Genomic DNA, 14,044 nt, shown 5'->3' on the forward strand with positions numbered 1-14,044 from the left:
GCACCGACTTCCAACCGGTCGGTCAGCGACGGCACTTCGTCAGGTTCGTCCCCCGGCGCGGTTCAGGCTGACACCAACTCGGCGTCACGAACGCTGGCGGAGTTCGTCAGCCGCAGTGCCGGATCGACAACGGCGTCGTTACGCAGCAGCTTCACATCGGCGTGGTAGCTCATCGACGTCAGCCAGGGCCGCCCCGCCCCCTGCCGCGGCAGCTGGTCCACCGCGCGCTGCACGTAACCGGCCGAGAAGTCAAGCAGCGGGCGGGTTTCCATGCCGGGATCGTCGAAGACCGGGCACGCGGTGTCGTAGCCGTGGGCGTCCATGTGGGAGAGCAGCCGGCAGAAGTGTTCACACAGCAGGCCGACTTTCAGCGTCCACGACGAGTTGGTGTAGCCGATCGCGTACGCGAAGTTCGGCACACCGGACAGCATCATCCCCTTGTAGGCGACCCGGTCGGGCAGGCGGACCGCCTCGCCGTCCACCGAGAGCGACATACCGCCGAACGCCTGCAGGTTCAAACCCGTTGCGGTGATGATGATGTCGGCGTCCAACTCGCGACCGGACTCCAGCAGGATGCCGGTCTCGGTGAAGGTGGCGATGCGGTCGGTCACCACCGAGGCGCTGCCATTGCGGATCGCTTTGAACAGATCGGAATCGGGCACCGCGCACAACCGCTGATCCCACGGGTTGTAGGTGGGGCTGAAGTGCTCGTCGACAGGGTAATCCTTGGGCAGCCTCTTGGCGTTGACGTTTCGGATGATCCGCTTGGCCAGGGCCGGATACTTCTGGCAGAACTGGTACACCGCGCGCTGCTGGGCGATGTTCTTGCGCCGCGCCAACGCGTATCCGCGCTTGGCGCCCAGCAGTTTCTGCGCCGTGTTGGCGAAGGCGTCCTTGGACGGCACCGGCATGATGTAGGTCGGCGACCGTTGCAGCATGGTCACGTGGGCGGCACGCCCGGCCATCGCCGGTAGCAGGGTCACCGCGGTGGCGCCGCTGCCGATGATGACCACCTTCTTGCCGGTGTAGTCCAGGTCCTCGGGCCAGTGCTGGGGGTGCACGATCTGCCCGGTGAAGCGCTCCCGGCCCTCGAAGTGCGGCGTGTAGCCCTCGTCGTAGCGGTAATAGCCGCCCGCGCAGAACAGCCAGTTGGCGCTGATCTGGGTCCGTGCTCCGATATCGGTCCGCTCGATGTCGACGACCCAGCGTGCTTGGCTGCTCGACCAGGCCGCGCCGTGCACCTTGTGGTGGAAGCGCACCTTGGCGTCGATGCCGTTCTCCGACGCCGTCTCGCGCAGGTAGGTCAGGATCTTGTCGGCGGTGGCGATGGCGTCCTCGTCACGCCACGGCTTGAATTCGTAACCGAAGGTGTGCAGATCGGAGTCCGAACGAATGCCGGGGTAGCGGAACAGATCCCAGGTGCCGCCGGTGGCTCCGCGCGCCTCGAGGATGGCGTAGCTGCGGCCGGGGTGTTCGCGCTGCAGGTAGTAGGCGGCGCCGATGCCGGAGATTCCGGCCCCGACGATCAACACGTCGACGTGCTCGACGGCGGTGGCTGCGGGTGCTGATGTGCGGGACATGGGTAGCTCCTGACGCGGATGGCGTTTGATGGGTTCAATACTCGCCAGCCGCCAGCCGCTAACCAAGGGCATATATGCCCATTTAGGTGCTTATCATGGTGCAAACTGCACCAATATATTATTGTGGCTAAATGTCTTGGAAACGTCCGTCTGAGCCGGTCAGAGAGCTGATTCGGCAGTGCGCACAGATCAGCCTGAATCCGCGTGCGGAATGGCTCGACGAACTCGACGCGGAAGTCCTGGCGGCCAGTCCCGTCATTGCGGGGGATCCCGAGCTGGCGGCCGCGGTCGGGCGCAGCAACCGGGCCAACATGTACTTCTGGGGTGCGGCCAACGTGCGTGATCCGGGTGCGCCGGTGCCACCGAACACCGGGCCCGAACCCATCAACATCTCGCGCGAGGTGGCCCGCCGCGGCCTGACGCCCTACACGCTGGATGCGTACCGCATCGGGCAGGGCGTGGCGTGGCGCCGGCTGATGCAGATCGCGTTCGAGTTGACGTCGGATCCCGCCGAGCTGCAGGAGATGCTCGACGTGTGCTCGCGCTCGATCAGCGCATTCATCGACGCGACGCTGGCCGACATCGCGTCGCGGATCGAGTCGGAGCGTGACGATCTGACCCGTGGCACCCACGCCGAACGACGCGAGACGGTCGCGCTGATCCTGGACGGCGCTCCCATCGCCCGCACCCGGGCCGAGGCCCGCCTCGGACACGCCCTGACCGGGCCGCACATTGCGGCGGTCATCTGGAGTGACGACCCGGCCGCCGACATGGCCCGCCTCGACGCCGCCGCCGAGGCGCTCGGGCAGGCCGCAGCGGCACGGCCACTGACCATTCTGGCCAGCACGGCGACCCGCTGGGTGTGGATACCGAGCAGATCGATAGATACTGCGACACTGCGTAATTCGATCGAGAACACGCCTGATGTCCGGGTCGCGATCGGCCCGTGCGGGGAAGGCATCGACGGATTCCGCCGCAGCCATTTCGACGCCATCACCACCCAGCAGATGATGGCTCGGCTGCGATCACCGCAACGCGTGGCGCAATTCGCCGACGTCGAACTGGTCGCGTTGCTCACCGCCGACCCCGATCGAGCCACCGAATTCGTCCAACACACACTTGGCGGACTCGAAACCGCAGGCAGCGAATTACAAGACTCCGTGCGGGTTTTCGTCGACGAACAGTGCAACGTCTCACGCGCGGCGGCGCGGCTCTACACGCATCGCAACACGTTGCTGCGACGGCTGGCCCGCGCCGACGAATTGCTACCCTGTCCGCTTTCAGAATGCAGCGTCAAGGTGGCCGTCGCTTTGGACGTGCTGCGCTGGCGCGGCAAGTAGGCGTTCTCACCTCGCCGAGAGCGTGCCCGATCCGGCAACTCCCCTAGTCCGGGGCCGCCACGACCACCGGATACAGCTGGTGGCTGCCGCGAAAGCCCTTGAGCTCGACTGCGCGTGGCGTGCCCAACTCGATATCAGGGGATCCGGATACTGCGTCGCACACCGACTCGCTGACCAAAATCTCCCCGCCATCGGCCTGACCGGCCACCCGCGCGGCCATCGCGACGTTGCGCCCGAACAGGTCGTCTCCGCGCCGCACCGAGCTGCCCATGTGCAAGCCGATGCGCACCCGAATCTGGTCCCAGCGCACCGGATCTGACTGCAGCGCGCGCTGCACGGCGATAGCGCAACGCACCGCCTGCACCGGATCCGGGAATGCGATCATGAAGCCGTCGCCCTGCGTCTTCACGACGTGGCCGCCGTGCTCCTCGACCTGTTTGCTGATCAGCTTGTTGTGCCGTTCGAGCAGTTTCACCCAGCCCCTGTCGCCGAGTTCCTCGTTGAGCTCGGTCGAACCCTCGATGTCGGAAAAGGCGATCACCACATTGCCGTCGGCCGTCATCCTGGCCAGATCGGGGCGCTCCACCCTGGCCCATCCCGCGAGGTCCTCCACCGAGTTGCGCACGGTGGCGCCGAGTCCCTTGTTGATCAACGAATCCGCGGTCCGCCACACGGTTTTGATGGCCAGCGGCGCCACTCCCGGTGGCCTGGAACGACGCCGCGGCCGTGGCTCTCGGAGCCGCTGCAGTGCGGCCCGCGCTCCGCTCAGCTGCCGGCGCGACACGATGAGCAGAACCCCCACGGCGATCAGGCCGCCGAACTCGACCAGGGCCGCGATTGCCCAGACCCATGCCGCGTTCACGTCACTCGGGGACCGATTCCCCCGCCCGGCGCAACATCACTTCCGCATGCCGCAGCACCGGCGAGTCCACCATCTGCCCCTCGAACGCGAACACCCCGCGCTCGGTCTTCGCGGCGGCCAGGACCCGACGCGCCCAGTCCAGCTTGTCGTCGCTGGGCCGATATGCGTTGCGCACCACCGGCACCTGGCTGGGATGAATCGACACGGTCGCATCGAAGCCGACCGTCACGGCGTCGACGGCCTCTTCCCGCAGGCCGTCGACGTCACGGATATCCAGGTGGACCGCGTCGAGGGCGAGACGGCCGAACGCGGACGCCGCGAGCAGGATGGTCGAGCGCACATGCCGGTCCACGTCGCGATAACGGCCGTCGGGACGCCGGCTGGAGCTGCCGCCGAGCGAGACTGTGAGATCCTCAGCACCCCACATCATGCCGACCACACCATCCGCGGCGGCGATCTCGGTGGCGAACACCACACCGCGTGCGCTCTCCACCAACGCAATCACGTCGAGCGGTGCGAGCGCGGCCACCTGAGCAGCCGACTCGGTCTTGGGCAGCATCACCGTCGTGTACGAAGTCTCGGCCAGGATCTCCAGATCGCGGGCATACTCGCCGGTGCCTGCGGCGTTGATGCGCACCACCGTTCGCGCCGGGTCAAGTGGGTTGTCCCGCAACGCGGTACGAGCGGCAGGCTTATCCGACTCGGCTACCCCGTCCTCGAGGTCCAGGATCACCACGTCGGCGGCAGCGGCGGCCTTGGCGAAGCGCTCCGGCCGATCCGCCGGGCAGAACAGCCAGCCCGGCCCGGCCTCCCGCAGGCTCACGACGACGCCCCCGCCGGCCGTTTCAGCACCAACGTCTTGCGCACCGCCCGCGCGACGACATCACCGTGCTGGTTGCGTCCGGTGTGCTCCAGCGTCACAATGCCTTCGCCGGGGCGGCTTTTCGACTCCCGCTTGTCGGTGCACACCGTCTCGGCGTAAAGAGTGTCGCCGTGGAACATCGGCTTTGGAAACGACACCTCGGAGAAGCCGAGGTTGGCGACGATGGTCCCCAGCGTCAGCTGGGCCACCGACAGCCCTACCAGAGTCGAGAGGGTGAACATCGAATTCACCAGCCGCTCACCACGAAAGCCCGGCTGCTCAGCGGCCCACGCCGCATCCAGGTGCAGCGACTGGGTATTCATCGTCAGTGTGGTGAACAGGACGTTGTCGGCCTCGGTGACGGTGCGGCCGGGCCGGTGCAGGTAGGTGGTGCCGACCTGGTATTCCTCGAACCACAGCCCACGCTGGAGAACCCGCTTGCCTTCGCCGCTCCCCTCGCCGGGAGTGAACCCTGCGGCGCGACTCGCCGGTTTCCCGTCGCCGGATTCACTCCCGGCGGGGTCAGCAGGGGTGGCGGCAGCAGCGGGGTGGCTCATGACAGCCCCAGCGATCGCGCGATCAACATCAACTGCACCTCCGTTGTGCCCTCACCGATCTCGAGGATCTTACTGTCCCGGTAGTGGCGCGCCACCGGGTACTCGTTCATGAAGCCGTATCCGCCGTGGATCTGGGTGGCGTCACGGGCGTTGTCCATCGCGGCCTCCGAGGACACCATCTTCGCGATCGCCGCCTCTTTCTTGAACGGCCTGCCCGCCAACATCTTTGCCGCCGCCTCGTAGTACGCGGTGCGCGCCACGTGGGCCCGAGCCTCCATCCGCGCGATCTTGAAGCTGATCGCCTGATACGACCCGATCGGCTGGCCGAACGACTGCCGCTCCTTGGCGTATTTCACGCTTTCGTCGACGCAGCCCTGCGCCACCCCGGTGGCCAGCGCGGCGATTGCAATGCGGCCTTCGTCGAGGATGGACAGGAAGTTCGCGTAGCCTTTGCCGCGGACCCCGAGCAGGTTCTCTTCCGGCACGCGTGCGTCATCGAAGGTCAGCGGATGGGTGTCGGAAGCATTCCAGCCGACCTTGTTGTAGACCGGCTCCACAATGAATCCCGGTGTGCCGTTGGGAACGACGATCGTCGAGATTTCCTTCTTACCGTCGGCGATGTTGCCGGTGACGGCGGTGACGGTGACCAGTGTGGTGATGTCGGTACCCGAATTGGTGATGAACTGCTTGCTGCCGTTGACGATCCACTCGCCGTTCTCCAGCCGGGCGGTGGTACGGGTGCCACCGGCGTCCGATCCCGCCCCCGGCTCGGTGAGCCCGAAGCCGGCCAGCGCGCGCCCGGCCACCAGATCGGGCAGCCACTTGTTCTTCTGCTCCTCGGTGCCGAACCGGTAGATCGGCATCGCCCCTAGTCCCACACCGGCTTCCAGCGTGATCGCCACCGACTGGTCGACCTTGCCCAACTCCTCGAGCGCGAGCGCCAGCGCGAAGTAGTCGCCACCCATGCCGCCAAATTCCTCCGGGAATGGCAGGCCGAAGAGGCCCATCTCGCCCATCTTGGCGACAACCTCATACGGGAAGCTGTGTTCCTCATCGTGTTTGGCTGACACCGGCGCGACCACGGAGCGCGCGAAATCTGCGACGGTGTCGCGTAGGTCCTCGTACTCCTTGGGTAAGGTTCCCCCAGCAGGTCCGGTAATCGTCGTCATGATCCTTTAACCCTTGCCCTCTTCTTGTTCCGTCTCCGGTATCAGTCGCGCCAGCACCTGCTCGACCTTGACCTGATCGCCGACACCGACCAGCACCTCCACGCGGCCCGAAATCGGTGCGGCCAGCGAGTGTTCCATCTTCATCGCCTCGACGACCACCACCACGTCACCTTCGGACACCCGGGCACCGGATTCGGCCTGCACCGCGATGACGCTGCCCGGCATCGGGCTGACCACCTCTGCCGGTCGCTCCGCCGCCGCGCGATGGATCTTTTGCTCCTCGGCCTCCCGGATGTGCCAGGTGCCGCGTTCGTCGGCGATCCACAGGTGCCGGTCGGCCTCGGCCCAGCGATAATCGCGTCGCACGCCGTCCAGCGTCACGGTGAGTTCATCGGGCTTGAGTTGCACACTGGCACTGATGGTTTCGCCGTCGCCCACCTGCACCGTGGCCGCGGAGGGCAGGCCGCGCACGGACACGGTCTCAGTTCGCAATGCGGTCTGCATCGCGGTACGTACCGGAGCCGTGGCCCCACCGACCCGCCAACCGCTCGGCGCTGCCCACAGATCCGCGCCGGCCCGCCGCGCAAGCACCGCTTGGACATAGAGCCCAGCCGCAGCGAACACATCGTCGGATGCGGGCAGCGGCGCGAAATCGGCCAGTCGTTCGTCCAGCAGCGCGGTATCGAGGTCACCCGCCTGCACCCGCTCGTCGGCCAGCAGGAAACGCAGGAACTCGACGTTGGTCTGAACACCCAGCACCGCGGTGTGCGACAGCGCCTGGTCCAGACGGGCCAGCGCCTGGGCACGGTCGGCGCCGTGGGCGATCACCTTGCTCAGCATCGGGTCGTAATCGCTGCCGACCACCGTGCCCGACTGCAGCGAAGAGTCAACCCGCACACCGGGTCCGGACGGTTCGATCACCTGCAGCACCCGGCCACCGGTCGGCAGGAATCCACGGGCGGGATCCTCCGCGTACACCCGTGCCTCGATCGCATGACCACTCAATTCGATGTCGCCCTGGGCGAAGGCCAACTTCTCCCGGGCCGCCACCCGTAACTGCCACTCGACGAGGTCCAGACCCGTAACCGCTTCGGTGACCGGGTGCTCCACCTGAAGCCGCGTGTTCATCTCCATAAAGAAGAACTCGTCCGGGCGGTCGCCGGAAACGATGAACTCGACCGTGCCGGCACCGACGTAGTCGACGCTGCGGGCGGTGTCGCAGGCCGCGGCGCCGATGCGGGTTCGGGTTGCGGCGTCCAACAGCGGCGAGGGCGCCTCTTCGATCACCTTCTGATGACGGCGTTGCAGGCTGCATTCGCGCTCGCCGAGATGCACGACGCCGCCGTGCTTGTCGGCGATGATCTGCACCTCGATGTGCCTGGGCCGCAACACGAAACGCTCCAGGAACAGCGTGTCGTCGCCGAAGGCGGATCCGGCTTCGCGGCGGGCACTGACCAGCGCATCGCGCAGGCGCGCCGGATCGTCCACCATCCGCATGCCCTTACCGCCTCCGCCGGCCGACGGCTTGACCAGCACCGGGTAACCCACCTCGTCGGCAGCCTCGACGAGGTCGTCATCGGTCAACCCGGGCCGCGCGACGCCCGGGACCACCGGCACGTCGAAGGCGGCGACCGCGTTCTTGGCGGCGATCTTGTCGCCCATCACTTCGATGGCGCGGGCGGGCGGGCCCAGAAACACCACCCCGGCTCGGTCGCACGCCGCGGCGAATTCAGCGTTCTCGGAGAGGAACCCGTATCCGGGATGGATCGCCTGCGCACCGGTGCGCTGCGCGGCCCCGATCACCTTGGCGATGTCGAGATAACTTTCCCGGGCCGGTGCGGGACCCAACCGCACGGCGGTGTCGGCTTCGGCGAAGTGCCGGGCGCCGGCGTCGGCGTCGCTGTACACGGCGACCGACCGGATACCCAGCCGACGCAGAGTCCGGATCACCCGTACCGCGATCTCACCGCGGTTGGCCACTAAGACGGTGTCAAACATCAGTCACATCCGGAACACGCCGTAGGAAACCGATTCCAGCGGGGCATGCGCGCACACTGAAAGTGCTAGTCCCACAACGGTTCTGGTATCAGCAGGGTCGATGATCCCGTCGTCCCACAACCGGGCGGTGGAATAGTAGGGGTTGCCCTGGTTCTCGTACTGCGCGCGGATCGGCGCCTTGAAGGTCTCCTCGTCCTCGGGCGACCACGGCTTGCCGGACGCGGACAGTTGCTCGCCACGTACGGTGGCCAGCACCGAGGCCGCCTGCTCACCACCCATCACCGAGATTCTGGCGTTGGGCCACATCCACAGGAAGCGCGGTGAGTACGCGCGCCCGCACATCGAATAGTTACCCGCCCCATACGATCCGCCGATCACCACGGTCAGCTTCGGCACGCGCGCGCAGGCGACGGCGGTGACCATCTTGGCGCCGTTCTTGGCAATGCCGCCCGCCTCGTAGTCGCGGCCGACCATGAAGCCGGCGATGTTCTGCAGGAACAGCAGCGGGATCTTGCGCTTGTCGCACAATTCGATGAAATGCGCTCCCTTGAGCGCGGATTCGCTGAACAGCACGCCGTTGTTGGCGATGATTCCCACCGGATGACCGTGGATCCGGGCAAAGGCGGTCACCAGCGACTTGCCGTAATTGGTTTTGAACTCGCTGAATTCACCGCCGTCGACCAGCCGCACGATCACCTCGTGCACGTCGTAGGGCACCCGCGGATCCGGGGGCACCACGTCATACAGCTCGCTCTGGGCGTAGGGCGGCTCTGCGTAAGGGCCGATGTCCCACTGCGCCGGTGCACGGGGCCCGAAGGTGGCAGCGATCTTGCGCACGATCAGCAGCGCGTCCTCGTCGTCCTCGGCCAGATGGTCGGTGACACCGGACACCCGGGAATGCAGGTCACCACCGCCGAGTTCTTCGGCCGTGACGACTTCACCGGTGGCCGCCTTCACCAGTGGCGGCCCGCCCAGGAAAATCGTGCCCTGCTCGCGGACGATGACGGCTTCGTCACTCATCGCCGGCACGTAAGCGCCGCCGGCCGTGCATGACCCGAGCACCGCCGCCACTTGCGGAATTCCCTTGGCGCTCATGGTCGCCTGGTTGTAGAAGATCCGTCCGAAGTGTTCGCGGTCCGGGAACACTTCGTCCTGCTTCGGCAGAAAAGCACCGCCGGAGTCGACCAGATAGATGCAGGGCAGCAGGTTTTGCAGCGCAATCTCCTGCGCGCGCAGATGCTTCTTCACCGTGACCGGGTAGTAGGTGCCGCCCTTGACCGTTGCGTCGTTGGCGACGATCACGCATTCGCGCCCCGAGACGCGCCCGATCCCGGTGATGATCCCCGCGCCGGGAGATTCGTCGTCGTACATTCCATCCGCGGCCAACGCCGACAATTCCAGAAACGGGCTACCCGGATCGAGCAGCCGGTCGACGCGCTCACGGGGCAGCAACTTGCCGCGGCTGATGTGGCGCTCGCGGGCTTTAGCGTTGCCGCCGAGTGCGGCGGTGGCCAGCTTGTCGTTGAGTTCGGCGACCAGCCGGCGGTGCTCGTCGGCGAACGACGCGGCGATCGTTGCGGTCACCGGGTCACCAGGTTCGAAAGATTCAGTGGTGGCTGGGTTTTCGCCAGCACCTCTTCCACCGATACGTCGGGGGCGGTCTCGATCAAATGCAGTCCGTCGTCGCGGACGTCCATTACCGCCAACTCGGTCACGATCCGGTTGACGCAACCCACCCCGGTCAGCGGCAGCGTGCACCGCTCGAGGATCTTCGGGCTGCCGTCCTTGGCCGCGTGCTCCATCATCACGATCACTTTACGCGCACCATGCACCAGGTCCATCGCACCGCCCATGCCTTTGACCATCTTGCCCGGGATCATCCAGTTGGCGAGATCGCCGGTGACCGAAACCTGCATGGCGCCAAGGACTGCCACGTCGAGATGGCCTCCGCGGATGATGCCGAACGAGGTCGAGGACCCGAAGAACGACGCACCCGGTAGCGTGGTGACCGTCTCCTTGCCGGCGTTGATCAGGTCGGCGTCGACGTCTTCGCGACGCGGGTACGGACCGACGCCCAGTATGCCGTTCTCGGAGTGCAGGACCACCTGAATGCCCTCGGGAAGATGGTTGGGGATCAGGGTGGGCATGCCGATGCCGAGGTTGACGTACTGGCCGTCCTCGAACTCTGACGCCACCCGGGCAGCCATCCCGTCTCTAGACCAGGTCATCAGCGGCACTCCCTTCAGTCACCACACCGAGAGTCACGCTGGCGTGACGCTCGGCGCCCGACGTCACGCTGGCGTGACGCTCGGCGCGAAGAGGACTCGCGTGACGCTCGGCGCCCGACGTCACGCTGGCGTGACGCTCGGCGCGAAGAGGACTGGCGTGACGCTCGGCGCCCGACGTCACGCTGGCGTGACGCTCGGCGCGAAGAGGACTCGCGTGACGCTTGCTCATCGAACCGTCTCCTTCTCAATTCGCTTCTGCGGGTTCGGCACATGCACGACGCGCTGCACGAAAACACCCGGTGTGTGCACCGTGGCCGGGTCGATCTCGCCGGGCTCGACCAACTCCTCGACCTCGGCGATGGTGATCCGGCCGGCCGGCGCGCACTCGGGGTTGAAATTGCCGGCGGCGTAGCGGTACACGAGGTTGCCGTGCCGGTCCCCCTTCCACGCGTGCACCAGCGCGAAGTCGGTGCGGATTCCCCGCTCCAGAACGTAAGTGACGCCATCGAACTCGCGCGTCTCCTTGGGCGGCGATACCACGGCTACCTCGCCGGAGGCGTCGTACCGCCACGGCAGCCCGCCGTCGGCGATCTGGGTGCCTACCCCGGCCGGGGTGTAGAAGCCGGGAATGCCCATCCCGCCGGCCCGCAGACGTTCGGCCAGCGTGCCCTGCGGGGTCAGCTCGACCTCGAGTTCGCCGGACAGGAATTGCCGGGCGAATTCCTTGTTCTCCCCCACATACGACGACACGGTCCGCCGAATCCGCTTGTGCGCCAGAAGTACTCCTAGTCCGATCCCGTCGACGCCACAGTTGTTGGACACCGTCTCCAGGTCGGTCACCCCGCTGTCGGCCACGGCCGCAATCAACGCCTCGGGGATGCCGCACAGCCCGAATCCCCCGACGGCCAGTGACGACCCGTCGGTAATGTCCGCGACTGCTTCCGCCGCGGTCGCCACCACTTTGTCCATTGCCGCAGCGCCTCCGATTTCAGTTAATAATCATTAACTGGACAGTGAGAATACCATTTCCACAACAACCGGTCCAGGATCGCCCCGGCGAACCTATTGCCCACCGGTCAGGTACTCGATCGCGCGCGCCCGCATCTCCACCTTGCGCACCTTGCCGGTGACCGTCATCGGAAACTCGTCGACGATCCAGAGATACCGCGGGATCTTGAACCCCGCGATGCGGCCGACACAGTATTCGCGCAACATCTGCACGGTCAGCTCGGCCGCCCCGTCGCGCAGCTTGACCACCGCCATGAGTTCCTCTCCGTAGCGTTCGTCGGGCACGCCGATGACGTGGCCGTCGACGATGTCGGGGTGGGTGTGCAGGAACTCCTCGACCTCGCGCGGCGAGATGTTCTCTCCACCACGCACGACGATGTCCTTGATCCGGCCGGTGATGCGCACGTAACCGTCCGCATCCATCGACGCCAGGTCGCCGGTGTGCATCCAGCCCTGCGCGTCAATCACCTCGGCGGTCTTGTCCGGCTCGTTCCAGTAGCCCGACATCACCGAGTACCCGCGGGTGCAGAACTCGCCGGCCACACCTCGAGGCACCGTCGCTCCCGCCGGATCCACCACCTTGATCTCCAGGTGCGGACCCACCCGGCCGACAGTTCCCACCCGCTGCTCCAGCGAGTCGCCGGTGCGGGTTTGGGTGGACACCGGAGATGTCTCGGTCATGCCGTAACAGATGGACACCCCGGGCATGTGCATGCGTTCGATCACCTTGCGCATCACCTCGACCGGACACGCCGAGCCGGCCATGATCCCGGTACGCAGACTGTCCAGTCGATAGGTGGCGAAGTCAGCCAGGCCCAGTTCGGCGATGAACATCGTCGGCACACCGTAAAGGCTGGTGCAGCGTTCGACCTGGACCGCACGCAGGGTGGCGCCCGGATCGAAACCCGGCGCGGGGATGACCATGCAGGCGCCGTGGCTGGTGGCCGCCAGGTTGGCCATTACCAAGCCGAAGCAGTGGTAGAACGGCACCGGAATGCAGATCCGATCGCTTTCGGTGTACTCGAGCAGCTCGCCGACCAGATAGCCGTTGTTGAGGATGTTGCGGTGGGTGAGCGTGACGCCCTTCGGGTATCCCGTTGTGCCGGAGGTGTATTGGATGTTGACCGGGTCGGCCGGTGCCAGGGATGCGGCCCTGGTGCGCAAAGCGGCGGGGTCGGTATCGGTGCCGGCCAGCGCGGCCCAGCGCTGCCCGCCCATGATCACCACATCGCGTAGTTGCGGACACTCGGGCGCCACCTCGGCCAGCATCGCCGGGTAGTCCGCATCCTTGAATCCGGGCGCCGCTACCACCATCGTCACGCCGGATTGCCTTAGCGCATAACTTAATTCGCGGGAACGGTAGGAGGGATTGATGCTCACCAGGATCGCGCCGATCTCGGCGGATGCGTATTGGACCAGCACCCACTCCCAGCGGTTGGGCGCCCAGATGCCGACCCGGTCGCCCTTGCCGATGCCCGCCCGCAGCAGCCCCGTCGCCAACCGTCGCACATCGGTCAGGAGTTCGGCGTATGTCCACCGCCGGCCCGCGACGACGTCGACGAGTGCGTCGCGATTCGCGAATGTGGTTGCGGTGTGGGCGAAGTTGGCGCCGATGGTGACCTCGAGCAGCCGAGGCGTATCGGGGCCGCGTTCGTAGGAGAGCGGAGTTGCCACGGTTCCTCCGACGGGCGGTTGAGTGCTACGTTAGTGACGATTAACCGACATGTCCAGGAGGCCGTCATGCCAGCGTCCGTCCCGGACGAGGAGCCCGGGCAGCCGGAATCGCCGAATCGCCGCAGCCAGCTGAAGTCCGACCGTCGGCTGCAGCTACTCTCGGCCGCCGAACGGTTGATCGCCGAACGCGGTTTCCTCGCGGTGCGTCTCGATGACATCGGTGCCGCGGCCGGCGTCAGCGGTCCGGCGATCTACCGCCACTTCCCGAACAAGGAGTCGATGCTCGTCGAGTTGCTGGTGGGGATCAGCGCGCGGCTGCTCGCCGGAGCCCGGGCCGTGGCCGACCGCGGCGACGACGCGGCCGCCACGCTGGACGGGCTGATCGACTTCCACCTCGACTTCGCACTCGGCGAGCCGAACCTCATCCGTATCCAGGATCGTGACCTTGCCCACTTGCCCGCGACCGCCGAACGACAGGTGCGCAAGGCGCAGCGCCAATACGTGGAGATCTGGGTGGCAGTACTGCGCCGACTGAACCCCGATCTGGCCGAAGCCGACGCGCGGCTGATGGCGCACGCCGTGTTCGGCCTGCTGAACTCCACGCCGCACAGCATGAAATCGGCAGACACCAAACCGGCGCGGGCGGCCCGGTCCCGCGCTGTCATGAAGGCGATGACCATCGCCGCGCTGACGGCCTCGGATCAATAGCCCAGCGCCCGGCGCGATCCGCCTTCGGCGCCCCCGCAACGCGCACAGGTACCCTGCG

The 14,044-nt window shown here is 66.5% G+C and carries 13 protein-coding genes; 2 read left to right on the forward strand and 11 right to left on the reverse strand.

The window, feature by feature from the left end:
- Positions 1–62: 62 nt before the first annotated feature.
- Complete coding sequence (locus MKCMC460_RS20105) at positions 63–1,580, reverse strand: NAD(P)/FAD-dependent oxidoreductase (RefSeq protein WP_236981923.1); 1,518 nt, start codon at positions 1,578–1,580, stop codon at positions 63–65.
- A gap of 131 nt (positions 1,581–1,711) precedes the next feature.
- On the opposite strand from MKCMC460_RS20105, the gene MKCMC460_RS20110 reads away from it, so the two are divergent.
- The gene (locus tag MKCMC460_RS20110) at positions 1,712–2,920 is read left to right on the forward strand and encodes a CdaR family transcriptional regulator (protein ID WP_236981921.1); all 1,209 of its coding nucleotides are present in this window, start codon (positions 1,712–1,714) and stop codon (positions 2,918–2,920) included.
- Positions 2,921–2,963: 43 nt separating this feature from the next.
- Here MKCMC460_RS20110 and MKCMC460_RS20115 read toward each other — a convergent pair whose 3' ends face one another.
- The 10 genes from MKCMC460_RS20115 to MKCMC460_RS20160 all read right to left on the reverse strand — a co-directional run bounded on the left by MKCMC460_RS20115 (position 2,964) and on the right by MKCMC460_RS20160 (position 13,278).
- Positions 2,964–3,782 (reverse strand): adenylate/guanylate cyclase domain-containing protein, encoded by an 819-nt coding sequence (locus MKCMC460_RS20115; protein ID WP_236981919.1) that lies wholly within the window; start codon positions 3,780–3,782, stop codon positions 2,964–2,966.
- Between the two features lies 1 nt (position 3,783).
- Positions 3,784–4,605, reverse strand: a complete 822-nt coding sequence (locus MKCMC460_RS20120; RefSeq protein WP_236981917.1) for a CoA ester lyase — start codon at positions 4,603–4,605, stop codon at positions 3,784–3,786.
- Complete coding sequence (locus tag MKCMC460_RS20125; RefSeq protein WP_236981915.1) at positions 4,602–5,201, reverse strand: MaoC family dehydratase; 600 nt, start codon at positions 5,199–5,201, stop codon at positions 4,602–4,604. The genes MKCMC460_RS20120 and MKCMC460_RS20125 overlap by 4 nt, the downstream gene beginning before the upstream one ends.
- The gene (locus MKCMC460_RS20130; protein WP_236983957.1) at positions 5,198–6,373 is read right to left on the reverse strand and encodes an acyl-CoA dehydrogenase family protein; all 1,176 of its coding nucleotides are present in this window, start codon (positions 6,371–6,373) and stop codon (positions 5,198–5,200) included. The genes MKCMC460_RS20125 and MKCMC460_RS20130 overlap by 4 nt, the downstream gene beginning before the upstream one ends.
- A 3-nt stretch (positions 6,374–6,376) precedes the next feature.
- Positions 6,377–8,368 (reverse strand): acetyl/propionyl/methylcrotonyl-CoA carboxylase subunit alpha, encoded by a 1,992-nt coding sequence (locus MKCMC460_RS20135; RefSeq protein WP_236981913.1) that lies wholly within the window; start codon positions 8,366–8,368, stop codon positions 6,377–6,379.
- Between the two features lie 3 nt (positions 8,369–8,371).
- Positions 8,372–9,952 (reverse strand): carboxyl transferase domain-containing protein, encoded by a 1,581-nt coding sequence (locus tag MKCMC460_RS20140; protein WP_238304734.1) that lies wholly within the window; start codon positions 9,950–9,952, stop codon positions 8,372–8,374.
- Complete coding sequence (locus MKCMC460_RS20145; RefSeq protein WP_236981911.1) at positions 9,949–10,596, reverse strand: CoA transferase subunit B; 648 nt, start codon at positions 10,594–10,596, stop codon at positions 9,949–9,951. Before MKCMC460_RS20145 ends, MKCMC460_RS20140 begins: the two co-directional genes overlap by 4 nt.
- Positions 10,583–10,825: a hypothetical protein gene (locus MKCMC460_RS20150; protein WP_236981909.1), complete on the reverse strand. Its 243-nt coding sequence runs from the start codon at positions 10,823–10,825 to the stop codon at positions 10,583–10,585. The genes MKCMC460_RS20145 and MKCMC460_RS20150 overlap by 14 nt, the downstream gene beginning before the upstream one ends.
- On the reverse strand, positions 10,822–11,565 hold the full coding sequence (locus MKCMC460_RS20155; RefSeq protein ID WP_236981907.1) for a CoA transferase subunit A: 744 nt from the start codon (positions 11,563–11,565) through the stop codon (positions 10,822–10,824). The genes MKCMC460_RS20150 and MKCMC460_RS20155 overlap by 4 nt, the downstream gene beginning before the upstream one ends.
- A gap of 93 nt (positions 11,566–11,658) precedes the next feature.
- The gene (locus MKCMC460_RS20160; RefSeq protein WP_236981905.1) at positions 11,659–13,278 is read right to left on the reverse strand and encodes an AMP-binding protein; all 1,620 of its coding nucleotides are present in this window, start codon (positions 13,276–13,278) and stop codon (positions 11,659–11,661) included.
- A gap of 66 nt (positions 13,279–13,344) precedes the next feature.
- Between MKCMC460_RS20160 and MKCMC460_RS20165 the strand changes: the two genes are divergently transcribed.
- Entirely contained in the window at positions 13,345–13,986 is a 642-nt protein-coding gene (locus tag MKCMC460_RS20165; RefSeq protein WP_236981903.1) for a TetR/AcrR family transcriptional regulator, read from the forward strand.
- Positions 13,987–14,044 lie beyond the last annotated feature (58 nt).

This window comes from Mycobacterium sp. 20KCMC460 (assembly GCF_022179425.1).
Lineage (GTDB): Bacteria > Actinomycetota > Actinomycetes > Mycobacteriales > Mycobacteriaceae > Mycobacterium > Mycobacterium kiyosense.

Excerpts from the sequence above, each read along its gene's own strand:
- MKCMC460_RS20105 (WP_236981923.1), bottom strand. The coding sequence starts at position 1,580 with ATGTCCCGCACATCAGCACCCGCAGCCACCGCCGTCGAGCACGTCGAC.
- MKCMC460_RS20110 (WP_236981921.1), top strand. The coding sequence starts at position 1,712 with ATGTCTTGGAAACGTCCGTCTGAGCCGGTCAGAGAGCTGATTCGGCAG.
- MKCMC460_RS20125 (WP_236981915.1), bottom strand. The coding sequence starts at position 5,201 with ATGAGCCACCCCGCTGCTGCCGCCACCCCTGCTGACCCCGCCGGGAGT.
- MKCMC460_RS20135 (WP_236981913.1), bottom strand. The coding sequence starts at position 8,368 with ATGTTTGACACCGTCTTAGTGGCCAACCGCGGTGAGATCGCGGTACGG.
- MKCMC460_RS20145 (WP_236981911.1), bottom strand. The coding sequence starts at position 10,596 with ATGACCTGGTCTAGAGACGGGATGGCTGCCCGGGTGGCGTCAGAGTTC.
- MKCMC460_RS20150 (WP_236981909.1), bottom strand. The coding sequence starts at position 10,825 with ATGAGCAAGCGTCACGCGAGTCCTCTTCGCGCCGAGCGTCACGCCAGC.
- MKCMC460_RS20155 (WP_236981907.1), bottom strand. The coding sequence starts at position 11,565 with ATGGACAAAGTGGTGGCGACCGCGGCGGAAGCAGTCGCGGACATTACC.
- MKCMC460_RS20165 (WP_236981903.1), top strand. The coding sequence starts at position 13,345 with ATGCCAGCGTCCGTCCCGGACGAGGAGCCCGGGCAGCCGGAATCGCCG.